General features: G+C 67.6%; 24 protein-coding genes. 16 read left to right on the forward strand and 8 right to left on the reverse strand.

Annotation, left to right across the window (positions count from 1 at the left end):
- Nucleotides 1-8: 8 nt before the first annotated feature.
- Nucleotides 9-1,214: an alanine racemase gene (alr, locus tag OXM57_05490; protein ID MDE0352123.1), complete on the reverse strand. Its 1,206-nt coding sequence runs from the start codon at nt 1,212-1,214 to the stop codon at nt 9-11.
- A gap of 38 nt (nt 1,215-1,252) precedes the next feature.
- Between alr and OXM57_05495 the strand changes: the two genes are divergently transcribed.
- From OXM57_05495 to tsaD, 7 genes are read left to right on the forward strand one after another with little or no spacing between them, the layout of a single operon-like run.
- Entirely contained in the window at nt 1,253-2,392 is a 1,140-nt protein-coding gene (locus OXM57_05495) for a hypothetical protein (protein ID MDE0352124.1), read from the forward strand.
- A gap of 13 nt (nt 2,393-2,405) precedes the next feature.
- Complete coding sequence (locus OXM57_05500) at nt 2,406-3,317, forward strand: P1 family peptidase (GenBank protein MDE0352125.1); 912 nt, start codon at nt 2,406-2,408, stop codon at nt 3,315-3,317.
- The gene (locus OXM57_05505) at nt 3,314-3,958 is read left to right on the forward strand and encodes a uracil-DNA glycosylase (GenBank protein ID MDE0352126.1); all 645 of its coding nucleotides are present in this window, start codon (nt 3,314-3,316) and stop codon (nt 3,956-3,958) included. Before OXM57_05500 ends, OXM57_05505 begins: the two co-directional genes overlap by 4 nt.
- A complete protein-coding gene (tsaE, locus tag OXM57_05510; protein MDE0352127.1) occupies nt 3,955-4,434 on the forward strand; it encodes a tRNA (adenosine(37)-N6)-threonylcarbamoyltransferase complex ATPase subunit type 1 TsaE in 480 nt (159 codons plus the stop codon). Before OXM57_05505 ends, tsaE begins: the two co-directional genes overlap by 4 nt.
- A complete protein-coding gene (gene tsaB / locus OXM57_05515) occupies nt 4,431-5,135 on the forward strand; it encodes a tRNA (adenosine(37)-N6)-threonylcarbamoyltransferase complex dimerization subunit type 1 TsaB (protein MDE0352128.1) in 705 nt (234 codons plus the stop codon). Before tsaE ends, tsaB begins: the two co-directional genes overlap by 4 nt.
- Nucleotides 5,126-5,626, forward strand: coding sequence for a ribosomal protein S18-alanine N-acetyltransferase (gene rimI / locus OXM57_05520; protein ID MDE0352129.1), 501 nt, complete (start codon nt 5,126-5,128; stop codon nt 5,624-5,626). The genes tsaB and rimI overlap by 10 nt, the downstream gene beginning before the upstream one ends.
- A complete protein-coding gene (tsaD, locus tag OXM57_05525) occupies nt 5,623-6,627 on the forward strand; it encodes a tRNA (adenosine(37)-N6)-threonylcarbamoyltransferase complex transferase subunit TsaD (protein MDE0352130.1) in 1,005 nt (334 codons plus the stop codon). Before rimI ends, tsaD begins: the two co-directional genes overlap by 4 nt.
- An 87-nt stretch (nt 6,628-6,714) precedes the next feature.
- On the opposite strand, the gene OXM57_05530 is transcribed toward tsaD, so the two are convergent.
- From OXM57_05530 to OXM57_05545, 4 genes are all read right to left on the reverse strand, one after another.
- The gene (locus OXM57_05530; GenBank protein ID MDE0352131.1) at nt 6,715-7,446 is read right to left on the reverse strand and encodes a nucleoside phosphorylase; all 732 of its coding nucleotides are present in this window, start codon (nt 7,444-7,446) and stop codon (nt 6,715-6,717) included.
- A gap of 3 nt (nt 7,447-7,449) precedes the next feature.
- Nucleotides 7,450-7,605 (reverse strand): hypothetical protein, encoded by a 156-nt coding sequence (locus OXM57_05535; GenBank protein MDE0352132.1) that lies wholly within the window; start codon nt 7,603-7,605, stop codon nt 7,450-7,452.
- A gap of 79 nt (nt 7,606-7,684) precedes the next feature.
- On the reverse strand, nt 7,685-9,496 hold the full coding sequence (cydC, locus tag OXM57_05540; GenBank protein ID MDE0352133.1) for a thiol reductant ABC exporter subunit CydC: 1,812 nt from the start codon (nt 9,494-9,496) through the stop codon (nt 7,685-7,687).
- Nucleotides 9,493-11,208 (reverse strand): ABC transporter ATP-binding protein, encoded by a 1,716-nt coding sequence (locus OXM57_05545; protein MDE0352134.1) that lies wholly within the window; start codon nt 11,206-11,208, stop codon nt 9,493-9,495. The genes cydC and OXM57_05545 overlap by 4 nt, the downstream gene beginning before the upstream one ends.
- 133 nt (nt 11,209-11,341) lie before the next feature.
- Here OXM57_05545 and OXM57_05550 point away from each other — a divergent pair, with 133 nt between their 5' ends.
- The 7 genes from OXM57_05550 to OXM57_05580 all read left to right on the forward strand — a co-directional run bounded on the left by OXM57_05550 (nt 11,342) and on the right by OXM57_05580 (nt 18,771).
- Nucleotides 11,342-12,553 (forward strand): ABC transporter substrate-binding protein, encoded by a 1,212-nt coding sequence (locus OXM57_05550; GenBank protein ID MDE0352135.1) that lies wholly within the window; start codon nt 11,342-11,344, stop codon nt 12,551-12,553.
- A complete protein-coding gene (locus OXM57_05555) occupies nt 12,550-13,590 on the forward strand; it encodes an iron ABC transporter permease (protein ID MDE0352136.1) in 1,041 nt (346 codons plus the stop codon). The genes OXM57_05550 and OXM57_05555 overlap by 4 nt, the downstream gene beginning before the upstream one ends.
- Nucleotides 13,587-14,612: an iron ABC transporter permease gene (locus OXM57_05560; protein MDE0352137.1), complete on the forward strand. Its 1,026-nt coding sequence runs from the start codon at nt 13,587-13,589 to the stop codon at nt 14,610-14,612. The genes OXM57_05555 and OXM57_05560 overlap by 4 nt, the downstream gene beginning before the upstream one ends.
- Entirely contained in the window at nt 14,609-15,400 is a 792-nt protein-coding gene (locus OXM57_05565; protein MDE0352138.1) for an ABC transporter ATP-binding protein, read from the forward strand. The genes OXM57_05560 and OXM57_05565 overlap by 4 nt, the downstream gene beginning before the upstream one ends.
- Nucleotides 15,401-15,669: 269 nt before the next feature.
- Entirely contained in the window at nt 15,670-15,960 is a 291-nt protein-coding gene (gene groES / locus OXM57_05570) for a co-chaperone GroES (GenBank protein MDE0352139.1), read from the forward strand.
- Between the two features lie 39 nt (nt 15,961-15,999).
- Entirely contained in the window at nt 16,000-17,634 is a 1,635-nt protein-coding gene (groL, locus tag OXM57_05575) for a chaperonin GroEL (GenBank protein ID MDE0352140.1), read from the forward strand.
- A gap of 126 nt (nt 17,635-17,760) precedes the next feature.
- A complete protein-coding gene (locus OXM57_05580; GenBank protein ID MDE0352141.1) occupies nt 17,761-18,771 on the forward strand; it encodes a pyridoxal-phosphate dependent enzyme in 1,011 nt (336 codons plus the stop codon).
- A gap of 90 nt (nt 18,772-18,861) precedes the next feature.
- Here the strand turns inward: OXM57_05580 and OXM57_05585 are convergent, their stop codons facing one another.
- Together OXM57_05585 and OXM57_05590 are read right to left on the reverse strand one after the other, a co-directional pair.
- Entirely contained in the window at nt 18,862-20,556 is a 1,695-nt protein-coding gene (locus OXM57_05585) for a thiamine pyrophosphate-requiring protein (GenBank protein MDE0352142.1), read from the reverse strand.
- A 173-nt stretch (nt 20,557-20,729) separates the two neighbouring features.
- On the reverse strand, nt 20,730-21,029 hold the full coding sequence (locus OXM57_05590; protein ID MDE0352143.1) for a hypothetical protein: 300 nt from the start codon (nt 21,027-21,029) through the stop codon (nt 20,730-20,732).
- A 168-nt stretch (nt 21,030-21,197) separates the two neighbouring features.
- Here OXM57_05590 and OXM57_05595 point away from each other — a divergent pair, with 168 nt between their 5' ends.
- On the forward strand, nt 21,198-22,217 hold the full coding sequence (locus tag OXM57_05595) for a TIGR03617 family F420-dependent LLM class oxidoreductase (GenBank protein ID MDE0352144.1): 1,020 nt from the start codon (nt 21,198-21,200) through the stop codon (nt 22,215-22,217).
- A 23-nt stretch (nt 22,218-22,240) separates the two neighbouring features.
- Here OXM57_05595 and OXM57_05600 read toward each other — a convergent pair whose 3' ends face one another.
- A complete protein-coding gene (locus OXM57_05600) occupies nt 22,241-22,381 on the reverse strand; it encodes a hypothetical protein (protein MDE0352145.1) in 141 nt (46 codons plus the stop codon).
- 58 nt (nt 22,382-22,439) lie between these two features.
- Between OXM57_05600 and OXM57_05605 the strand changes: the two genes are divergently transcribed.
- Complete coding sequence (locus OXM57_05605) at nt 22,440-22,940, forward strand: flavin reductase family protein (protein MDE0352146.1); 501 nt, start codon at nt 22,440-22,442, stop codon at nt 22,938-22,940.
- The last annotated feature ends 14 nt before the right edge of the window (nt 22,941-22,954 follow it).

Genomic DNA, 22,954 nt, shown 5'->3' on the forward strand with positions numbered 1-22,954 from the left:
ACGTCGTGCTACGGTAGGTGGCCGTATTGCCACTCCGGCGGGGCCCTAACTGTGAGATCGTTTTGTTGGGCACCTCCCCGGTAGCGGCGGGGGACCCGGCTGCTGATGCCGGTGAGGATCTCGTAGGGGATGGTCTCGGCCCAGGCCGCCAACTCGTTAGCCGTGATCCTCTCGTCACCCTGGGCGCCGATGATCACCACCTCATCGCCGACGCGGACGTCGGTATCGGGTCCGGCGTCGACCATGAACTGGTCCATGCATACCCGGCCCACCACGGGGTGGCGCCGGCCCCTGATCAGCACCTCCCCCCGGTTGGACAGGAGCCGGGGGTAGCCGTCCCCGTATCCCATCGGGACGACCACGATGCGGGTGTCGCGGTCGGGGGTCCAGGTTGCCCCGTAGCTGACCGGGCTACCGGAGGGGAGGGGCTTCGAGAGCACCACTGTCGACCTCCACGTGAGGGCCGGCTCGGTCCCGACCGTCCTGGGGATGGTGTCGGTCGGGTAGACCCCGTACAGCATGAGGCCGGGCCGCACCAGGTCGAGGTAGGAGCCGGGGTGCTGGAGGACGGCGCCCGAGTTGGCCAGGTGGAGGGTAGGGGTGGGGAGGCCCCGGTCACCGAAGCACGAGACCACCCGGCGGAAGGTGGCCATCTGGTCGACGGTCTGGGCGGGATCCGGCTCGTCGGCGGTTGCGAAGTGGCTGTAGACGGCCTCGACGTCAACATGCGGACTGCGGTGCAGGGCATCCAGCAACTCGGGGGCGCCTTCGGGTCGCACCCCCATCCGGCCCATCCCGGTGTCCACCTTGGCATGGACCCTGGCAACCGTCCCCAGGCGGTCGGCGGCCTCCTCGATCGCTCCCACTGCCTGTATCGAGGAGACGGTCATGGTGAGGCCGTAGTGGAGGAAATCGGGAATCTGGGGGATGTCGAGTCCCCCCATCACGAGGATGGGACACACGCTTCCGGCCTCCCGAAGCTTCGCCCCTTCCTCGAGGAACGCCACCGCCAGCCCGGTCGGTCCGCAGTTCTCGAACAACCGGGCTACCTCCACCAGGCCGTGGCCGTAGGCGCCGGCCTTCACCACCGGCAACATCCCGGCCGGAGTTACTGCTCGCTCGACAGCCCGGTAGTTGGCCGTAAGCTGGTCGAGATCGATCTCCACATGGGTTGGGCGGGGCACCCGCGGGGCTGCGGTGGGATCGAGGATCATTCGGTCAGGAGGTTACAGGTGGGAGGTCCGGCGACAAGATGAGCACGGTCGATGGGCCAGACGGGGGACGGCCCCGGTTCTTCGATACCCGAACGGCCTACATGATGTTCATCACCACGACAACGGAGAAGGCGGAGGTGGCGGCTCGGATCGCTCGGGAAGCTCGCCTGGTGGCTCCTGGGCCCGATGCCTTTCGTCTGTTCGACGCCGGTCTGGGAGACGCCACGGTGCTGGTCGAGGTGATGCGGAGCCTCCACGCGCTCCGCCCTCACGTCCCGTGGCTGGTGGTCGGCAAGGAGATAAGCATCGAGGATGTCCGCATCGCCCTGGACCGGCTGCCCGACCGTTTCCACGAACACCCCGAGATGGTGTTCGTGGCGACCAACATGACCTACGGCGAGGCTACCAACCTCCGGCCGGGACCCGGGAAGGGTGAGATGGCATGGCGGAGCACCGCCCTGGAGGGGGCGACCACCGTGGGCTTCGCCCAGCAGATACGCAGCCTCCACGACACCCTGGCCGAGGATTGGCAGGTGACCACCAGCCCCAGGACGGGCAACCCGGTCTACGTCCGCCCCGCGGTCCACGTGATCTATCGAAAGGATCGGGAGTTCATCCTTCGCCGGGTGCTTCCTGATCCGAGTACCTACCGGGCGGCCTTCGACCTCGTCATCGCCTCCCAGCCCTACCGGGCACGAACTCCGGCGGAGCACAAGGTTCGCACCGTGATCGTCCCCCTGGCCCGGGCGCTGGCTCGCGGTGGCCGGCTGCTGGGCATCCACGCCTACGGCCACGATCCCGGCATGGAGATCATCCACACCCTGTGGCCGGACGAGGATCCGTTCCGCACGGACCGCCGGGCCCTGCTGGCCGAGGCCGCCCGGCAGCTGTCGAGCCCGGCCGATCGAGACCTGGTGATGGAGGAGTGGGAGGACTCGGAGTCGATCTTCCGCTACGAGATGCGGACCATGCCGGTCGAGGCCAAGGAACACATCGGGACGTCCGCGATCCTGGCGGCCTGGAACGCCGCCGCCTATGTGGCCCAGATCGACGAGGAACGGATGGAGGAGGCGGTGGCGTTCGGCGCCTACCACGACGGCACCAGGTCGGTGCTCCAGCGCTACGGCCGGGTGTGGTTCAACAACGAGAGCTTCGTGATCCGCCGGGAGCCGGCATGAAGGGCGGTGCGCCGTGAACGAGACCATAACCGCGGTGCCCGGGGTGGAAGTCGGGCACTGGACATCGGAGGAGCACCGTACCGGGGTCACCGTGCTGGTGTTCCCCGAGCCCAACGTGGCGGCGACGGAGATCAGGGGAGCGGCGCCCGGAAGCCGCGAGACGGCCTTGCTCGGCCCCGGGATGCGGGTCCAGCAGATACAGGCGTTGGTGCTCACCGGAGGGTCCGCCTTCGGGCTGGCGGCGGTGGATGGGGTGGTCCGGGAGTTGGCCGGCGACGGCCGGGGGCATCCCACCCGCAACGGCCCGGTTCCCATCGTCCCCGCGGCGGTCATCTACGACCTCGATCGACCGTCCGGCTTCCACCCCGGAGGGCCGGAAGGAGCACTCGCCTACCGGAGTCGCTCGCCGGTGCCCGTGCCTCAGGGACGGATCGGGGCCGGTCGGGGCGCGACCACCTCGCAATGGCGGGGCCCGGCCGCCGTCCGGCCCTCCGGGCTCGGATCCGCCCGGGTCGAGGTCGGCGCCGTGACGGTCGGCGTGCTGGCGGTGGTCAACGCGGTGGGCGATGTCTTCACCCTCGAAGGGGATTCGCTCACCGGCGGCGAGCTGGTTCCCGGCCCGGCCGCCTCCGCCGTCACACCCCATGCCAATACCACCCTGGTCGCCGTGGCCACCGATGCCCGCCTGGAGCGGAACGACCTCTTCCGGCTGTGCGTGCGGTCCCAGGATGCGGTGGCGGCCTGTATCCGGCCGGCCCATACCAGATATGATGGCGACTCGGCGTTCGCGGTGTCCTGTGGAGAGTTGATGGGAGATCCAGATGCGTTGGGCGAGGCCGCCTTTGTCGCCACCGGACGGGCTATCGCCGCGGCGGTGACCAGCACCCGTCCGTGCGATCCTGACCGGACGGAAACCGGACCATGACCCCTGTTGAGATTCGGGAGCGGCTGGGCGAACTGGCCGGACGGGCGGCCACCTGCACGGCCTGCCGCCTTCACGAACGACGCACGCAGGCCGTCTTCGCCGACGGTTCGCCCGAGGCGGACATCATGTTCATCGGCGAGGGTCCCGGCTACAACGAGGACAAGGAAGGCCTGCCGTTCGTGGGCAAGGCGGGCATGCTGTTGAATCGGCTTCTCGGTGAGGTGGGTCTGGATCGGAGCGAGGTGTACATCGCCAACGTGGTGAAGTGCCGGCCTCCGAACAACCGGGATCCCCGCCCGGACGAGATAGAGGCATGCAAGCACTTCCTGGTGGACCAACTCCGGCTGGTGGACCCGGCCGTGGTCATGACGATGGGCAACTTCTCGACCAAGCTCCTCCTCAAGACATCGGTGGGTATCACCCGCACCCGAGGCCAGGTGTACCCGTGGTGGGGGCGGGTGGTGATCCCGACCTTCCACCCGGCGGCTGCCCTGCGGAGCGGTCCCGCCATGGAGGCGACTATCAAGGCCGATCTGGAGATGGCGGTGCGAACAGCCCGGGAGCGGTTGGCGGATCCGGATGCGCAGGCCGGCGCGCCGGAGGCTCCCGACTCCTACGAACAGCTCGGCCTGTTCGGATGATCGTTGTCGAAGCGCAAACCCCGAGCGACACTCGCCGGATCGGCCGGGCCCTGGCAGGGTTGGTGCAACCGGGCGACATCATCCTGCTCTCCGGATCCCTGGGGGCCGGCAAGACCGTCCTGGCCGCGGGCATCGGCGAGGGCATCGGCGTGGCGGAGCCGCTCACGTCGCCGAGCTTCGTGCTGGCCCGTCACTACCGCGACGGGTTCATGCCGCTGCTCCACGCCGATGTCTACCGGATCGGATCATCCGGTGAATTCGAGGACCTCGACCTGATCGAAGCGGCTAGTGACGGCGTGCTGCTCATCGAGTGGGGCGACGTGGTGGCCGGTCGCCTGCCCGACACGTGCCTGTCCGTGGAGATCGAGGGTACCGGTGACGGCACCCGGACGATCCGGCTCTGCCCCTCGGAGCCTTGGACCGGCCGCCCGCTCGAACCCGCCATGCAGGAAGCGGCGCGAGGCGTGCGAAGGTGAGGATCCTCGGAATCGACACCGCCACGGGGGCTTCGTCGGTGGCGCTCCTGGAGTCGAGGCGCCTGGTGGCCTCCGCCGGACGCTCGGGGAGCCGGGACCACGATGCCTTCCTCATCCCGGCCATCGACTTCTGCTTCGCCCAGGCCGGGTGGCGTCCCGAGGAGCTGGATGCCGTTGTGGTCGATGTGGGGCCGGGCCTGTTCACCGGTGTCCGGGTCGGCATCGCCACCGCGCAGGGTCTGGCCACGATGCTGGGCGTGCCGATCATGGGCGCCTCCTCGCTGGATGCGCTGGCTCTCCGCGCCACCACCGGGCACAGGTACATCTGGGCGGTGGTGGACGTTCGCCGCGGCGAGGTGGCGGTGGCCGGTTACCAGCCGGTTCCCGGCGGCGCCGCGCTGGACGCACCCGCCGAGTTGGTCGGTTACCAGCAGTTCCGTGGGATCCTCGAGTCCGATGCCAGGGAGATCCTGGTGGTGGGCGATTGGGAGGCTCTCCCGCTCTCGGTCTTGCGCGGACTGCGAGGAGTCCGTACCGGCATGCCCCGCTACCCGTCGGCGGACGCCCTGGCCGAGATGGTGGTCTCCAAGGCGGAGCGGGGGGATTTCGGCCATCCTCGAGAGGTGCGACCCTTCTACATGCGGGAGCCGGACGTCACCCTCGGCTCGGTACACCGCCGGGAGGCGGGCCTGTGGTCCTGAACGGCGGGCTGGTGGTCCGGGATCTGCTCACAGAGGACTTGGATCAGATCCTCGAACTCGAGGCCGCCACCTTCCGGATGCCGTGGTCCCGCGAGGTGTTCGAGGCGGAACTGGACGCTCCGGGACGGTCGTACCTGGTGGCGGACTACCAGGAGCAGGTGGTCGGTTACGGCGGTCTCATGCTGGTGGAACTCGACGCCCACATAAACACGCTGGCCGCGCGGCGCCCGGCGCCGGTGCCTGCCGTGGGAACCCGTCTCATGCTGGCGCTGGTGCACATCGGGTTGGCGGGTGGTGCCGAGCACCTGACCCTGGAGGTCCGGGCCTCCAACCGGCGCGCCCAGGAGTTCTACCGGAAATTCGGCATGGCTCCGGTCGGGGTGCGAAAGCACTACTACCGGGACGAGGATGCCCTGATCATGTGGGCGCACGACATCACCGGCGCCGGGTACCGGGAACGGCTCCGGCTGATCGAGGAGGCCCTGCCTTGAGCGGGCCGCTGGTGCTGGCGTTCGAGACCTCGTGCGACGAGACGGCGGTGGCGGTCACCGACGGCCGGCGGGTGCTGTCCAACGTGCTCTCGTCGCAGGTGGACATGCACGCCCGGTTCGGGGGAGTGGTGCCCGAGGTGGCTGCCCGCGCCCATGTCGAAGCGATCCGCTCCCTCACGCACCGGGCGTTGCGGGAAGCCGGGGTACACCCCGACTCGCTGGACGGCATAGCCGCCACCAGGGGGCCGGGCCTGGTCGGATCGCTGCTGGTGGGCTTCTCGTTCGCCAAGGCCATGGCGTGGAGCCGCGGCCTTCCGTTCCTCGGCGTGGACCACATGGAGGGACACCTGTTCGCGCCCCGCCTGGACTTCGACGATTTCCGGCCTCCCGGCGTGGTGCTGCTGGCCTCGGGAGGCCACAGCCAAGTGGTCCTGGTCAACGGGTGGGGGGACTACCGCGTCCTCGGCCAGACCATCGACGACGCGGCCGGCGAAGCATTCGACAAGCTGGCCCGCTTCATGGGACTGGGCTTTCCGGGCGGGCCGGCCATCGACGCTCTCTCGGAGACGGGAGATCCCGACCGGATCAGGTTCCCGCGGGCGCTGGCCGACCGCCGCTACGACTTCTCCTTCTCCGGCCTCAAGACGTCCGTCGTGACCACCCTGGAGAAGGCGCGGGCATCCGGGACGCTGCCCTCCCGGGAGGACGCAGCCGCGTCGATCCAGGAGGCGATCGTCGATGTGCTGGTGCAGAAGACGATGAACGCGGTCGAGGACCATCGGGTCGAGGTCGTCGGTGGCGGGGGCGGCGTGGTGGCCAACCGGCGTCTCAGAGCGCGGCTCGGGGAGGAGGCCGCCCGCAGGGGCGTGGGGCTGTTCCTGCCCAGGCCGATCATGTGTACCGACAACGGCGCCATGATCGGCGCGGCGGCGGCCTTCCGGCTGGAGCGGGGCGAGCGGACCGAGTGGCGGGCCGGGGTCGATTCCTCGATGAGGCTGTGAGTCGGTAAGAGGGCGCCTTAACAAGCCGCTCGGGACCTGCGGGGGATGATGTCTGCGGGTGAGTGAGCGGAAGCGGGTGCGGTTCAGCTACCGATCGTCGACCAAGGCATCCCAGGCTATGTCGATCATCCGACCCACTGCGTCCCGGACCACGTCCCGGTGGGGGTTGTAGTAGTCCGTGTTCTCGTTCTTCTTCTGCGCCAGCGGCTCGCCGTCTACCGCCAGGATGGCGCCCGCCTGCCTCCCCGCCAGTCCGGCCAGCACGAACAGCGCCGCGGCCTCCATCTCCACCGCCTTCACGCCGGTCTTCTGCCACAAGGCCACCGGGGAGCCCAGAATGTCGTGGGTGAAGAAAGCGGAAGTGGTCAGTGTCACTCCCTCGTGGATGTTCTCGGCGCCCTCGGCGGCGCGCCGCAGCGCCATCACCACGTCGACGGAAGCCAGAGCGGGATAGCCGTCGGGCACTATCTGGGGGGTGTAGCCCTCGTTGCGCACCGCTCCGGTTGAGATCACCAGGTGGCCGTCCATCACGTCGTCCTGCATGCCTCCGCAGGTCCCCGCCCGGATCACACGCTGCACGCCGGCCAGAAACAGCTCCTCGAAGCACACCGCGGCACCCGCCGCCCCCACCCCGTGAGAGGACACTCCCACCCGCGTTCCCCGATGGTGGCCCACCAGGGTGACGTATTCCCGGAAACGACCTATCTCGGCGGCGCCCTCGAGCCGCGAGGCCGCCCGCAGGGCGCGGTCGGGATCGCCGACCACCAGCATCCGCTCCGGCACGTCATCGGATTCAACGCAAAGGATGGGGAGGAACATGTCTCAAAAGACCCTTTCGTCTCCGCCGTCGACGGGAATCTGCGCTGTGGTGCCCACCGAGAACCTCCCACTGACCAGTTGGGCAATCGCGGCAGCCACGTGGCCGTAGGTGACCTCCGTTCCCAAGAGGTTCCGCCGCTTGTACGACTGTACATCCATGTTGTAATTGTGCCGCCCGCTCGGCGATCAACTTCTCGCCCCGGGCAGCTAAGACGGAGGTCGCGTCGGATCTGCGTGTCTACTGGGTGGAGACACGGTGGGCCGCCTCGGTCTGAGCGGCGATCAGCGGGCTGTAGACGCGTCCGTGAGCAAGGAGGTCGTCATGGGTGCCCTGTTCCACTACTCGCCCCTCCTCGAGGACGACGATCCGGTCGGCGCTGCGAATAGTCGACAGCCGGTGAGCAATGACGAGGGTCGCCCGTCCCTGCCGGACAGCATGGAGCGCCAGGTTGAGTTCTTGCTCGTTGCGAGTGTCGAGGCTCGACACAGCCTCGTCGAGCACGAGCACCGGTGAGTCCTTCAGCAGAGCGCGGGCGATCGCGATCCGCTGGCGCTGGCCACCGGACATCTGGACGCCGCGCTCTCCTGCGGCGGTGTCGTAGCCGCGGGGCATTTCGGTGATGAACTCGTGCGCCAGGGCCGTCCGTGCCGCGTTCTCGATCTCGGCGTCGGTGGCGTCGGGGCGAGCCATGCGAATGTTCTCGCGGAGGCTGGTATTGAAGAGGTAGATGTCCTGGGGCACCCACGCGATGATCTCTCGAAGGAAGCGCTGGGGCAGCAGGCGCACGTCGTGTCCCCCGATGGCAATGGTCCCGGCGTCAGCGTCCCAGAATCGCATGAGCAGGCTCGCGCAGGTGGTCTTCCCTGCCCCGGAGTGACCGACGAGCGCCACGGTCTCCCCGGGCGCAATCTCGAACGAGACATCTCGGAGCGCGTGATCCGCGGCGCCGGGGTAGCCGAACGTCACTCCCGTGAAAGTGACTCGGGGCTCAACCTCGGAATCCGGCGGAGCGGCCCCCGGCGTGTCTGTAACGGGCGCCGGTTCGCGCAACAGGTGGAAGGCGCGTTCGGCTGAAGCGAAGACGATCCCGAGGCTCTGGGCCACGTTCGCGACGGCGAGAATCGGGATGAAGACGAAGATGGCGAGCGTGATCACCACGGGGTAGTAGGCAGGATCGAGGTCACCACGGGAAACCTGGTTTGCTGCCACCGCAACGACGCTCAGCATGCCGCAACTCATGAACGTCACCACGGCGCCCTGCTCGATCCCCGCCCGCATTCCATAGACCAGCTGCGAACGGACGAGCCGGTTGCTGTGGGACTCGAGGTTGGCGAGGAACCTCCGCTGGGAGCCGAAGGCCACCAGTTCGCGCAGGCCCTGCACGCCGTCCACGACCTCCGCGTTCAGATTGCCGAGGTCGGCCCTCAGCGCGTCGCCCTGCCTGGCGGCCCGACGGCGCAGCACGAGTGGCGCGCCCGCCACCAGGACAGCGAAGGGCAGAGGCACGAGCGCAAGGGTCCAGTGCATCACTCCGAGGGTGGCGAAGGCCAGGAGCGGAACCACGACGGCCACGACGAACGTTCCTACGGTGTGGGCATAGAACCACTCAGCGGTCTCGATGTCGGCCATGGCCGCAGACGCCACGTCGCCGGACCGCCGCCGGATCAGGTACCCGGGGGCGAGCCGTTCGAGCGCGTCGTAGAGGTGGCCGCGGAGTTCGGCGAGGATCCGGTAGGCCAGATCATGTGCTATCCACATCTCGGCCCAGGCCATCACGGCCCGAAGGATGACGGCGGCCCCCAGGGCAATCGCAGGCGTGCCAAGGTCGGCGACGGTCGCGCCAACAGCGACCTGGCCGACCATGTAGGCGCCGAGCGCCGCGGATGCAATCGTGGCGCCCTGGTTCAACACGCCCGTCACGATTGCGAGCGCCATGAGGCCGTAGTAACCCCGGATCATCCAGAGGAGTTGCCAGAATCCGGACGAGAATCGGGTTGCCTTCCGTCCGCCCTGCGCGGGCGCGGTCCTCGGGTCGGCCATCGTGGTCATGAGGCGCCTTCCCGCTGTGCGCGAACCAATTCCGCGTAGTGGCCACCGCGCAACAGGAGATCCTCGTGCCGACCCGACTCCGCGACCCGTCCGTTGTCGAGCGCCACGATGCGGTCCGCGTTGACGACTGCCGAGAGGCGATGGGCGATGATGATGGTGGTCCGCCCTCGCGTGAGAAGGCCGAGTGCCTCCCGGATCGCCGCCTCGTTGGCGCTGTCGAGGTTCGAAGTAGCCTCGTCAAGGATAAGCACCGGCGCATCCTTCAGGAGCGCGCGGGCGATGGCGATGCGCTGGCGTTCACCGCCCGACAGCTTCGCGCCGCGCTCGCCCACGACGGTGTCGTAGCCGTTCGGAAGCGACTGGATGAACGCGTGGATGTTCGCCTTCCCGGCGGCATCCCGGATTGCCTCCGGTGTGGCGTCGGCCCGGCCGATCCGGAGGTTGTCCTCGATGGTCCCGTGGAAGAGGTACGTATCCTGGGAGACGTAGCCTATGGACCGCCGCAGGTCGTCCAGGGGGATGTGGCGGAAGTCGGTTTCGCCGAATGTCAGCCGGCCCTCCTGCGGATCGAAGAACCGGAGCAGGAGTGAAGCCACCGTGGTCTTGCCCGCGCCGGAGCTGCCGACGATCGCGACGGTCTCGCCCTCGCGAATCTTCAGAGAAACATCCTCCACGGCCGGACGGGCATCACTCGAGTAGCGAAACGTGACGTCGTGGAGGGCGATCGTTCCGCCGGGTGATGTGGCGACGCCGGTCCTTCCGGCGGTCGCGTCACGAACCCCGGGTTCCGTATCGAGCAGTTCGAATATGCCCGTCGAAGCCGAAATGCCCATGTAGCCGGCATGCCAGTAGGCATCCAGTTCGACGAGGGGTCGAAAGCACTCGGCCGAGAGGAAGAGGATGACCAGCAGCGCGGCGATGCCCAGTTCGCCGGAAGCCACCTCGAAGCTTCCTATGCCGACGGCGAGCGCCACGCCCGAGCTCATCGCGAACCCGACCAGTCCGTTCCGGATCATCGAGATCGAGAGCTGCGCCATGGTGGCTCGGTAGAGCGCCTGGCTCGCAGCGCGGAGCTGTTCTCCTCGCCGCTCGCTCGCGTTCAGCGCCTTCAGCGTGACCATCCCCTGCATGGAGTCGACAAACTGGGCATCCAGCGACGAATACGCGGCCCAATGCCGCTGGCCGTACTCGCCCAGGATGCGGTCCCAGATCCGGGGGATGAGCGGCACGGCCAGCGCGAAGGCCAGGACGACAACGCCGATCAGTGGATCGAGAGACAGGATGACCACGACGATGCAGATCGGAACGACGACCGACACCACCGCATGGGGCAGGTAGTAGCCGACATACGACTCGAGTGCCTCGACGCCATCGACCAGCGTCGCTTGCACCTTGCCCGTTTCCGTGTGTTCCAGGTAACCGGGACCAAGCAGGAGCAACTGAGCGAACAGCCGGAGGCGCAGCTTGGTCTTGACAACGGCTGAGACCTTCTTCGCCAGGACTTCGCGGGCGAATATCAGTGCGGCGCGAAGCAGGGCCAGGCCGGCGACCGCCCCGACGAATCCAGCGATCGCAGCCCAGCCGCCGCCATTGAGGATTCGCCGCACTACGAGCGCGATGAGCACCCCCTGGGCAACCCAGGTCGCGGAGACGGCGAGGCCAAGCGCAATGGAGAGGCCCAGGAGCGGACGAACGCCAACAGTCAGCCCCACGATTCGTCGGTGAATCATCATGTGTGGTTTCGCGCCTCCGCCGCCCGCATGGGCGCGGGCCTGTATTGATAATGAGAATCAGTCTCATTAGTCTAATCGGGAGAAGGAGAAACCCCGGAGAAGGAGAGTCGGAATGTCGCGTGTCCAGGTACCCAAGGCCAGACCCGGTCGGATAGCCCGGACCGCCGCCGCGATGCTGGCGCTGGTGTTGGTAGCAGCGGCATGTGGCGGAGACGAAGCGAGCGACGACACGGTGGCCACCACCGTGATGGCCGAGGCCACAACCACCACCTCGGCCACAACCACCACCTCCGCACCCCCGACAACCGACGACCACGACCACGACGACGAAGACGACCACCACGAGCACGAGGACGACGAGGACGAGCACGAAGACGACCACCACGAGCACGAGGACGACGAGCACGAACACGAGGACGACGAGCACGAGCACGAGGATGACGAGGACGATGCCGCGGCTCCGCCCAGCGTCGAGGACGCTACAGGTGAGATGGTCACGCTGGACGCGCCGGCGGTCCGGGTTGTCTGCCTCACGGGGCTCTGCGTGGACACGATGTTCGTGCTAGGTGTCAAGCCCGTGGCTGCGAATGACTTGCTCCACCGGGATCCGGCCTACTGGGGACCGGACGAGAACGAAATCGGACCCGTCAGCGGCTCGTTCTTCGAGCCAAGCCTGGAAGACATCGCTGCGGCGAGCCCCGACATAGTCATCGGGCTCGGCGGCGTTCACGACGGCCTGCGCGCCGCCCTCGAGAGCATCGCACCGCTGTTCATCGTCAACCCGATCGGCGTCGAGGGCATGCTCGAGCATGTCGTCGAGATCGGAATCCTTCTCGGAATGGAGCACGAGGCCGAGGACGCGGTGGCAGCATTCGAGTCCCGGCTCGAGCAGTATGTTGCGGGAGTCACCACCAAGAGGTCCGTCATGGTCGTGTACGGGTCCGACGTGAACATCGGAGCCGACACGGTGTGCACGCCGGCCGTGGATGCGCTGGCTCATGCAGCGGTCTACGCACCCGAGTTCTCCGGCTGTGATGTCCACCAGCCGTTCCCGAGCTTCTCTGTGGAGCAGCTGCTGGGTATCGATCCCGACGTCATCTTCGTCCAGACGTACGGATTCGGGCCTACACCCCCGGAACCGGTGTCCGAGCAGCTCGTTGACCATGTGATCTGGAGAGAGCTCGTAGCGGTCCAGAACGGCGAGGTACACGAGGTGGACTTCTTTATCTGGGGCACATCCCGTGGCATTAACGGCACCAACTTCGTGCTCGACGAGGCGATGCCGAAGATCTACCCGGAGGACTTCCCGGCTCCTCAGCCTTGAGCGCACCCCCGGGCGCGGCGGCGGGTCCGGGCTGGTCCTGGACCCGGGTGATCGTCGCCGGAGCGATCCTCGCGGCGCTCGCCGTCCTCGCCGTAGTCCACCTGAGCATGGTTGAGCCGAGGGTGGCGCCCGGGCAACTTCCCGGCATCCTGCTGGGCGAATCCGGCGGCCGGATCGAACGGCTCGTGGTCCGCGAGTTGGGGCTGCCCAGGTTGATCCTGGCGCTGCTCGCCGGCGCGGCGCTCGGGCTCTCCGGGGCAATCCTTCAGGTCGTTCTCAGGAACCCGCTGGCCTCGCCGGGGCTGCTCGGCGTGTCGGCCGGAGCATCACTGGCAATGGCAATCATCCTGTTGCTGAACGCACCGGTCTTGTTCGCGCTTCATCCGATCGTGGCTCTCGCCGGGGGACTCGGCGGCGGCCTGATCGTCCTCGCGGCCTCACGGGGGGCGCGAACGCCGATTGAAGCCGCGCTGACCGGCGTCGCGGTTGCGGCGCTCCTCCATGGGATCATCCTGGCGATAATCGGCCTCGCCGCCTCATCCGGCGCGGTGCGGGTCTTCTTCCTTTTCACGGTCGGCAACCTCTCGGGTAGGACATGGGATCATGTCCGGCTCGTGTGGCCGTGGCTGCTTGCGGGGATTCCCGTAGCCTTCCTCCTCGCTCGAGGCGCCAACGTGCTCCAGTTGGACGAGGATGTCACCTCGTCCCTGGGGATGCAGGCAAGGCGCATGCGCGGCGTCTTCGTCGCACTGGCCGCGCTGCTCGTCGGGAGCATCGTGGCGGTCGCCGGGCCCATCGCCTGGGTCGGGCTTCTGACGCCGCACATCGCTCGGCTGATAGTCATCCGGCCGGATGCGAGGCTCCTCTTTCCGGTGGCCACAGTGATCGGAGCCCTCCTGTTGCTGGCGTCCGACGTACTTGCCAAGGTCGTCATCTATCCGGGCGAGATTCCCGTAGGGCTGTGCACGACCCTCCTGGCCGCCCCGATGATCCTCGTGCTTCTCCGCCGCAAGAGCCTGGGACTGAACCGCTCGTGACATCGGCGCGTTCGTTTGCGGCCCTCGTGCTGGTGGCAGGCATGGCGGCTGTCACCCTCTTCATCCTCCACCTCGGACTGGGCACCGTCTGGATCCCACCGGATCGTGTCATCGGGGCCCTGGTGGACGGATTCGCGGACCCCACGGACCGGACGATCGTCTGGGACCTGCGGATGCCTCGCGCGATCCTCGGGCTCCTGGTGGGTTGCATGCTGGGCCTCTCGGGGGCGTTGCTGCAGGTCGTCATGCGCAATCGCCTCGCCGAGCCCGGGCTCACCGGCGTCTCAACGGGAGGGATCCTCCTTGCGGTCCTATTCCTCGCGGGCACGTGGGGCCTGCCTCAACCCGGCCGGTTGCTTCCGTTCGTCGTGCTCCTGGGCGCCCTGGCGGGGGGAATACTGGTGCTCTTCGTGAGTTCGGCGCGCGGAGGCATCGATCCCTTACGACTGATCCTCACGGCGGTAATCGTCAACGCGATCCTCGGGTCGCTGACCGCGATCGTCATGCTGCGCTCCAATTATGCCCTCGGGAACATCCTCTCCTGGCTCATCGGGTCGTTGCATGGCCGCGTGTGGGATGACGTCTGGCTTGCCCTGCCGTGGGCCGCTGTCGGTGTCGCAGCGGGATTGCTGGCCGCCCGCGCCGCCAACCTTCTCCAGCTTGACGACGAATCAGGGCGCGCTCTCGGTCTCCCCTTGCAACCTGCCCGAGTTGTCCTATTCGGGCTGGCCGCGGTCTTGGCCGCCGGGGCCGTGAGTGTCTCCGGGGCTATCGCATTCGTCGGCCTGATGGCGCCGAACGCCGCCCGGGCCGTCGTCGGCGCAGACGCGCGCCGTGTCCTGCCCTTGGCCGCCCTCATCGGCTGCGTCCTCCTGCTGGCCGCCGACCTCGTTGCCCAATCGTTCTCCATCAAGCCGCCGATTCCCTCCTCGGCGTACCGTGTGGGCCTTCCCGTCGGGGCCGTCCTGGCCGTATTCGGGGCGCCACTGCTCATCTTTCTCATCCGGCGGAGCACCAGATGAACGAGGTCGAACCGATCAGGCTGGCACAGGTCAGCGCCGGCTACGGGAAGCGGGTGGTGCTCGATGGCCTCGACCTGGGGCTACGGCATGGCACGATCACTGCGATCGTCGGGCCGAACGGGTCGGGGAAGTCCACGGTGATCCGGGCGATGGCCCGGCTGCTTCCGGCGCGGAGCGGCGTCGTACTCCTCGACGGGCAGGACATCCGGAGCTTCGGATCTCGCGGTATCGCCCGCCTCGTATCCGTCCTTCCCCAATCTCCATCGAGTCCGCCGGGTCTGACCGTTCGCGAGCTCGTCGAGTTGGGCCGCTTCCCCCATACCGGGCTGTTCGGACGGCTCGGCGCCGAGGGCACACTGGCCGTGGAGTCCGCGCTCACGCTCACGGGTTTGACCGATTTCGCCGAGCGTCCCTTGGACGAACTCTCCGGGGGCGAACGCCAGCGCGCATGGATCGCGCTCGCCCTCGCTCAAGGCGCCGGCACCCTACTTCTGGACGAGCCGACCACGTTTCTCGACGTCCGGCACCAGTTCGAGGTTCTCGACCTCGTTGAGTCCCTCTGCGCGAGCGGCGGCATGACGGTCGTGATGGTGCTCCACGATCTCGTGCATGCGGCGAACTACGCGGACCGTGTCGTCGTGGTGGACGAAGGCCGGATCGTGGCGGACGGTGCGCCCTCCGTAGTGCTAACCGTCGAGCTGATGCGGACGGTGTTCGGCGTGGCAGCCAAGGTCTTCACCGATCCCGAGTCCGGTCGGATGATCTGCCTGCCGATCGGCCCCGGCTGAGGTTGATCTCCGTGCGGCCACGCCGCATCATAGACTCTGCACTCACCAGCGACCCAGCCACCCGATCCTTCCGCCCGGCGCGGCTGATCCGGGCACTCGCCACTCACCACCGCCGCGTTGGCAGAGCAGCACTTCCCCGTTTAGCACTCCGCCCCAAGGGCTGCTAACCTCTGGCAATCGTAAGGAGAGATTGCCAACAGGTCCGCCTTTCTCGGCCGGCCGGTTGGCATCTCGCACGTAACGCCACCTTTATTCAAGGAGGACTTCGGATGAATCTGAAGCCACTCGGCGACCGCGTGATCGTCTCGCCCAACGAGGATGACGAGCAGCGCACGGCGTCGGGACTGGTAATCCCCGACACGGCCAAGGAGAAGCCGGTGACCGGCACCGTCCTGGCCGTCGGCCCCGGCGATCTGAACGATGACGGCGACCGTATTCCCGTGGATGTTGCCCCGGGCGACACGGTCGTCTACTCGAAGTACGCCGGAACCGAACTGAAGTACGAAGGCGAGGAGTACCTGATTCTCGCGTCCCGCGACCTGCTGGCCATCGTCGGCTGACGGTAGCGGCAGGACAGGCCTCGAGAAAGGAACTCAACAATGGCAGCGAAGGATCTTCGTTTCGACGAGGACGCACGACGCGGTCTGGAGTCGGGAGTCAACAAGCTCGCCGACGTGGTCAAGGTAACCCTCGGACCAAAGGGCCGCAACGTGGTGCTAGAGAAGAAGTGGGGCGCCCCGACCATCACCAACGACGGGGTCACCATCGCCAAGGAGATCGAGTTCGAGGATCCATGGGAGAACATGGGTGCTCAGCTCGCCAAGGAAGTAGCGACCAAGACCAACGACGTGGCCGGCGACGGGACCACCACGGCGACCGTGCTGGCCCAGGCCATGGTGCGGGAGGGTCTCCGCAACCTGGCGGCCGGCGCCAACCCGATGGGGCTGAAGCGCGGCATCGAGTCGGCGGTGGGAGCGGTGACCGAGTTCATCGGTGACTTCTCCAAGGACATCGAGACCACCGAGGAGATCGCGTCCGTGGCGGCCATCTCGGCAGCCGATCCCGAGATCGGTTCCACGATCGCCGAGGCGTTCGAGAGCGCCGGCAAGGATGGCGTGATCACGGTGGAGGAGGGCCAGACCTTCGGGCTCGAACTCGAGTTCACCGAGGGGATGCAGTTCGACAAGGGCTACATCTCGCCCTATTTCATCACCGACCCCGATTCCCAGGAAGCGGTGCTGGAGGACCCCTACATCCTGATCGCCAACCAGAAGATCAGCTCGGTCAACGACATGCTTCCGGTGCTGGAGAAGATCATGCAGACCGGCAAGCCGCTCATGGTGCTGGCCGAGGACGTCGAGGGCGAGGCCCTCGCCACCCTGGTGGTCAACAAGATCCGCGGGACCTTCGCGTCCCTGGGTGTCAAGGCCCCCGGGTTCGGCGAGCGGCGCAAGGCCATGCTCCAGGACATCGCCATCCTCACCGGCGGCACGGTCATCTCCGAAGAGGTCGGGCTCAAGCTGGACGGGGTTGCCCTCGACATGCTGGGCCGGGCCCGCCGGGTGATCGTGGCGAAGGACAACTCGACGATCGTCGACGGCGCCGGCTCCGAGTCGGATGTCAAGGCTCGGATCCGCCAGATCGAGCGAGAGATCGACAACACCGACTCCGACTGGGACCGCGAGAAGCTGCAGGAACGTCTGGCCAAGCTGGCCGGCGGCGTGGCGGTCATCAAGGTCGGCGCGGCCACCGAGGTCGAGCTCAAGGAGAAGAAGCACCGGATCGAGGATGCGGTGTCGGCTACCCGGGCTTCGGTCGAGGAAGGCATCGTGGCCGGCGGCGGCGTCACCCTGCTGCGGGCCCAGACCGTGGTCGACGGCGTCGACGGCGGAACGGCTGACGAGGAGACCGGACGGTCGATCGTGCGGCGGGCTCTCGAGGAGCCCCTCCGCCAGATCGCTTCAAACGGCGGCTACGAGGCCGGCGTGGTGGTCGACAGGGTACGCCAGGGCGACGGAGCCTACGGGTTCAACGCCCTGACCGGCGAGTACCAGGATCTGCTGGAGGCCGGGATCCCGGATCCCGCCAAGGTCACCCGGTCGACGGTGCAGAACGCTGCGTCGATCGCCGGCCTGCTGCTCACCACCGAGGCGTTGGTGGCTGAGCACAAGGACGAGTCGCCTCCTGGAGGGGACCACGGGCACGGCGGTGGTGCGCCGGGGATGGACTTCTAGTCCCGCTCCGACCACCGGACAAGACATCGAACGACCCGCCCTCCAACGGGCGGGTCGTTCCGCGTCCCGGGGACCTGGAAGCAGTTGCTCGAGCAGTCGCCGGAGCCGGAAAGAAAGGTTTATGGGGTGCCGGCAGGTATCATCCGGGGCATGACCGACACCCTCACGACCCAATCCATCCCGCAGGTCGAACTAGCCTTCAAGCCCACGCCCCTCCACTACTTCCCGCGCTTGCGAGAGGCCTGGGGAGGCCCCCACATCTGGGTGAAGCGTGACGACCTGACCGGCTTCGGCCTGTCGGGAAACAAGGTGCGCAAGCTGGAGTTCCACATGGCTGCGGCCATGGAGTCCGGCTGCGACACGGTGATCACCTGCGGCGCCTACCAGTCCAACCATTGCCGGGCCACCGCCCTGGCCGGCGCCCGGTTCGGGCTCGATATCCGCCTGGTGCTCCGCACCCCGGATGGGAACGAGCCGAATGTCTCGGTGGCCAACCTGCGGATCGACACCCTCGCCGGCGCCGAGATCAGCTACATCTCCGAGGCGCAATGGCCCGACCGCGACGAGATCATGGCTGCGGACGCGGCCAGACTGGCCGAGCAGGGCCACAAGTCGTGGGTGATTCCCCAGGGCGCATCCGACAAGCTGGGGATGTGGGGGATGTCGTTGGGCTTCCGCGAGTTCGTCGGTCAGATCCCCGACGTGATCGGCGCCGACGTGGCGGCGGTGTGCCACACCGGATCCTCGGGTGGCACCACTTCCGGCTTCGGCTGGGGCGCCGACCGCACCGGTTTCGAGAGTCCGGTCGTGGCCCTATGCATCTCGGAGCCGGCCGAGAACCTGATCGAGCGGGTGGACCGGATCTGGAAGGCCGGGGTGGAGACCTTTGGGGGCGACATGCCGCAGCCGGACCTCCAGTACATCGACGACTACCTCTGCGGCGGCTACGGCAAGGTGAACGAAGAACTGGTGGAGACCATGGTGGAGGCCACCCGGCTGACCGGCCTGCTGTTCGACACCACCTACACCGGCAAGGCCATGTACGGGCTGAAGAACGAGATCCGCAAGGGCCGGTTCGGTCCCGACGACCACATCGTCTTCTGGCACACCGGAGGAGGCTTCGGCGCCGTCAACTGATCGGTTGGTTTCCGGCCGGCTCCCCCGGATACTCGGGCGCGGCGTGCGGCCGAGAGCTTCGTCCCCGGTCGCGCCGGCAGGGGACTCCGGTCAGGTGGTACGCACGTCGAGCAGGGCTTGCCTGCCTTTGCTCACCTGCCGCAGAGCACGTTCCAAGGCGCCTTGGAGTTCGGCGGGATCGTCCACGCCTTCCGCGTACGCGCCGCATGCGGAGGCCACCTCTGCGAAGGCGGGTGATGGGCTGAGATCGGTGAGTGGATAGTTACCGGAAGACTCGGCCCAGCCACCTGGAGCGATCCTCTGGACCGCAGTGCGCACCGCCTTCCAGCTGCTGTTGTTGAACACGACCACCAGGAGCGCGAGCCCGAGTTGCTCGGCCGTCAGGTGGCAGGCGAGAGGGTTGCTGAAGATGTAGGCGCCGTCGCCGAGCGCGCATACGACAGTGCGGTCCGGCTCGCCGAGTTTGACTCCCAGTGCGGCGCCGAAGCCCCAGCCCAGCCCCGAGACCGACGAGGGACCGTAGTAGCCGCCCGGGCGGTCCAGCCTGAGTTGGTCCGAATGCGCGTCGTACTCGTTGACGACGATTCCATCCGGGGCAAGAGCGTCTCCGATGCGGCGGGAGAGGAATGCCGGATCGATGGGCCGGGCCGAACTCGCGGCCTTGGCCCGATGCCTCGCGTCCGCGCGTGATCCTTCGTGTTGCGCAGCCAGCCGGCTCAGCCTGGGTTGCAGGGAACTACCGGCGATCCTGCTCTTCACGGCGGCCGTCAGCCCATCGAGCGTCTGGGATGGACATCCGCCGAGGGCGATATGGATCGGGAAGTTCCACATCGGATAGTCGCGGCGAATCGGATCGAGGCCGATATGCACCACCGGCACATCAGGGGCGGGCTCGTCCTGCGGGAACCAGGGAACGTCCGCTTCCACGACGATCAGCAGATCGGCATCCTCGATCAACGGGGCCGCGTCGAATCCCAGATGTTGCGGATGCGAGGACGGAAAGGACATACGCTCGCGGAAGACTTCGACGACACCTGCTCCGGCAGCTTCGGCGAACTCGACGAGCGCGGCCACGGCTCTCGAGTCCCGTCCCAGTGAATTGGTGATGACCAGCAGGTTTCCGGATCCCGCTACGAGATCGGCGACGCGGGCGATCGCGGACTGCTCTGCCGCGGTGGTAGAGGCTGGGTCGGAGCGAGGTGGCCGCGAGTCAACTGCAGGGGCCGCACGTGCGGCGAGCAGTTCCCGCGGAAGGGACAGGTAGACAGGGCCGGCCGGATCGGCGGTGGCCACTGCGAGTGCCCGGTCGACCACATCGTTCACCTGGCGCGGGTAGCGCAACTCGTAGTCCCAGCGCGTGTACTCACGTACCATGGACGCCTGGTCGAAGCTCTCCTGGGCCCAATGGATGTACATGTCGCGCGATCCTGGGCTCCCATCGGCGAGGACCGGGGTTCTGCCCGCCATGACCAGCATCGGAATCCGCTGCCGGGATGCGTTCATGATCCCCGAGGCGGCATTGGCCGTTCCGACGCTCACATGGAGGAAGACTGCAGACGGCACGCCGGTCGCCATCGCGTGTCCATGTGCCATGCTGACCGCTGCCATCTCGTGGGCAACGGTGACGGGTTGCGGCACGGGTCCGATGCGCTCCGCATCGAAGTGGGCGTAGGCTTCGATTAGCGGTGCGGCATCGGTTCCCGCGTTGGCGAACAGATACGGCACGCCTGCCTTTCCGAGCCGGAGTAGCAGGGCTTCAGCGACAGTGAGGCTTGATCCGCTCATCCCGGCCCTCCCGCTCGAGGTCGACTGGCGCGAAGTATTACCGGCGCAGGCCGGACTCGCCAGCTGTCCCGGACGCTAAGGACCACCAAGCCTTACCGGTGTTCCCGCGGTCGCTTCTTGTTCCGGAGGTCGTTTGTCGGAATCGGATCCCCCGCGAGGCGCCCGTCCGGAACCTAGGCGTCGGTGACGACCTGGTCTTCCTCCGGTTGCTCGGGAGGGGTTGCGGTCACCGTTTCGTCTGCCGGGGTGGCGGTCGCGGACTCAGGCTCGGGCGTCCCCCCGTCGAGGCCGAGGTTCACCCTCGCCTCTGCCGTGAAGTAAGTTTTCGGAGAATCCGGGTTGGAGGGCTCCGGCGCCAGTTCGGGCTCCCTCGGTTCGCGGCTCATGGTCACGGTCACGATCCGGTTCTGGAGCAACCAGCCCACGGCGCCGATTCCTCCGATGAAAGCGAACAGTTTCAGCAGCCTCTTCATGGTGATTGGCCCGTCTCTTCTCGGTTGTCATCCACCGGTCCCGGAGCCACCTCCGATGGCGAGGACCCTTCATCCCCCATGGTACTCGGCCCCGGAACGCATCGGAACGGGGCACACGGCCTGCGGTAGCCTCGCCGGACAGAGCGGTGTGTCCGGAAGGAAGTTGCCTTGAAGATCGACTACTACCTGGAGGACGGCGCGCTCGGCGTTGTTGCGGAGCGGGCGGTTCGCGCCCGCGCCCTCGGCTTTGACGGGATCTTCACGGCCGACACGGCCCATGACCCGTTCCTGCGGGTGATGGCCGCCGCGTGCGCCGCCCCGGATGTCGAGGTCGGTACCTCTGTGGCTGTGGCCTTCGCCCGGTCGCCGATGGTGGTTGCCCAGACTGCCTGGGATCTGGCCTCCTTCACCGGGGGCCGGTTCCGGCTGGGCCTGGGAACCCAGGTGAAGCCCCACATCGAGCGGCGATTCTCGATGTCCTGGAGCCGGCCGGCGGGGCGGATGGCCGAGTTCGTCGGCGCCCTGAGGGCCATCTGGGACACCTGGCAGAACGGAACCCGCCTCCGCTTTCGCGGTGAGCATTACTCGTTCACCCTCATGACTCCCTTCTTCGATCCGGGACCGATCGCCCATCCGGACGTGCCTATCCACATAGCCGGCGTCGGCCCCCTCATGTCCCGGCTGGCGGGAGAGATGTGCGACGGCTACCACGTCCATCCTTTCCACACGGTCCGGTACCTGCGAGAGGTCACCCTTCCGGCCATGCGCGCCGGCGCCGATGCGGCAGGTCGCTCGCTCGATCGGGTGGAGATGGCGTCGTCGGTGATGGTGGTCACCGGCCGAGACGAGAGCCAGATCGAGGAGTCCCGGCGCGACGTCAGGCGACAGATCGCCTTCTACGCTTCCACGCCGGCCTATCGCCGGGTTCTCGATGCCCATGGCTGGGACTTCGGCCCGGCGCTCGCCGCGCTGGCGAGGAGGGGTCGGTGGGAGAGGATGGCCGATCTGATACCCGATGAGGTGGTAGCGGAGGTGGCGGTGGAGGCGCCGGTGGACAGGCTCGGGTCGGCCATCAGAGCTCGCTACGAGGGGGTGCTGGACCGGGTGGGCTGCTATTCGGTCGGAGGGGCGCAGCCTTCTCTTACCGACGAGGAGTGGGGCACGATCCTGGCCCAGGTCCGGGACTGAAGCCGGGTAGGCGCCCCGCGACCTCAGCCGCTCAGGGCGAGGGCGGTCTCGACCCGCGGATCGGCCACCGCCTCCCTCAGACCGCCGGCTGAGACGGTGACCGCCGATATGGGTCCCCAGTCCGGTTTCCAGCGGTCGTGGACGCCGATCCCGTCATGGGTCATAGCGCTCAGGTCAGGTGATCCTGTGGCTACCCTCCCGATCCGGAGAGGAGCGTGGGACGTGTCGTCGCATCCGGTCAACCTGGAGGATGTCTTCCGCGACATCATGGCCAACTTCGCGGCCAGCGTGACGGTCGTGACCAGCTACTGGGACGAACGCCACCACGGGCTGACGGTGTCGGCGTTCACCTCCGTGTCTCTGGTTCCGCCCCTGGTGCTGATCTGCATCGACCACGCCTCGCACAGCATCGAGGCCTTGCGGGCGGCCGGCGGGTTCACCGTCAACATGCTCCGGGAGGGCACCGCCGACGTCGCCCTGAGGTTCGCTTCGAAGGACCCCGACAAGTTCCGTGGCCTGCCGGTGCGGGCGCCCCGGTACGAGGCCGCAGGTCTGTCCCTGCCCTCGCACTCCTTCGCCTGCCTCGAATGCCGCACGGTCGAGTCGGCCGAGGCGGGGGATCACACCATCTTCATCGGCCAGGTGGAACACGCCGCCCGATACGACCCCGGTCGCCCGCTCCTCTACTGGCAGCGTGACTTCCGCCGCCTCGAGTCCAGCTAGTTACGAGGTTCCGG

This window comes from bacterium (genome assembly GCA_028820935.1).
Lineage (GTDB): Bacteria > Actinomycetota > Acidimicrobiia > Spongiisociales > Spongiisociaceae > Spongiisocius.

Bases quoted from the DNA above. Each gene is read 5' to 3' on its own strand.
- alr (MDE0352123.1), bottom strand. From the start codon at position 1,214: ATGATCCTCGATCCCACCGCAGCCCCGCGGGTGCCCCGCCCAACCCAT.
- OXM57_05495 (MDE0352124.1), top strand. From the start codon at position 1,253: ATGAGCACGGTCGATGGGCCAGACGGGGGACGGCCCCGGTTCTTCGAT.
- OXM57_05505 (MDE0352126.1), top strand. From the start codon at position 3,314: ATGACCCCTGTTGAGATTCGGGAGCGGCTGGGCGAACTGGCCGGACGG.
- tsaE (MDE0352127.1), top strand. From the start codon at position 3,955: ATGATCGTTGTCGAAGCGCAAACCCCGAGCGACACTCGCCGGATCGGC.
- OXM57_05530 (MDE0352131.1), bottom strand. From the start codon at position 7,446: ATGTTCCTCCCCATCCTTTGCGTTGAATCCGATGACGTGCCGGAGCGG.
- OXM57_05535 (MDE0352132.1), bottom strand. From the start codon at position 7,605: ATGGATGTACAGTCGTACAAGCGGCGGAACCTCTTGGGAACGGAGGTC.
- cydC (MDE0352133.1), bottom strand. From the start codon at position 9,496: ATGACCACGATGGCCGACCCGAGGACCGCGCCCGCGCAGGGCGGACGG.
- OXM57_05550 (MDE0352135.1), top strand. From the start codon at position 11,342: ATGTCGCGTGTCCAGGTACCCAAGGCCAGACCCGGTCGGATAGCCCGG.
- OXM57_05565 (MDE0352138.1), top strand. From the start codon at position 14,609: ATGAACGAGGTCGAACCGATCAGGCTGGCACAGGTCAGCGCCGGCTAC.
- groES (MDE0352139.1), top strand. From the start codon at position 15,670: ATGAATCTGAAGCCACTCGGCGACCGCGTGATCGTCTCGCCCAACGAG.
- groL (MDE0352140.1), top strand. From the start codon at position 16,000: ATGGCAGCGAAGGATCTTCGTTTCGACGAGGACGCACGACGCGGTCTG.
- OXM57_05585 (MDE0352142.1), bottom strand. From the start codon at position 20,556: ATGAGCGGATCAAGCCTCACTGTCGCTGAAGCCCTGCTACTCCGGCTC.
- OXM57_05590 (MDE0352143.1), bottom strand. From the start codon at position 21,029: ATGAAGAGGCTGCTGAAACTGTTCGCTTTCATCGGAGGAATCGGCGCC.
- OXM57_05600 (MDE0352145.1), bottom strand. From the start codon at position 22,381: ATGACCCATGACGGGATCGGCGTCCACGACCGCTGGAAACCGGACTGG.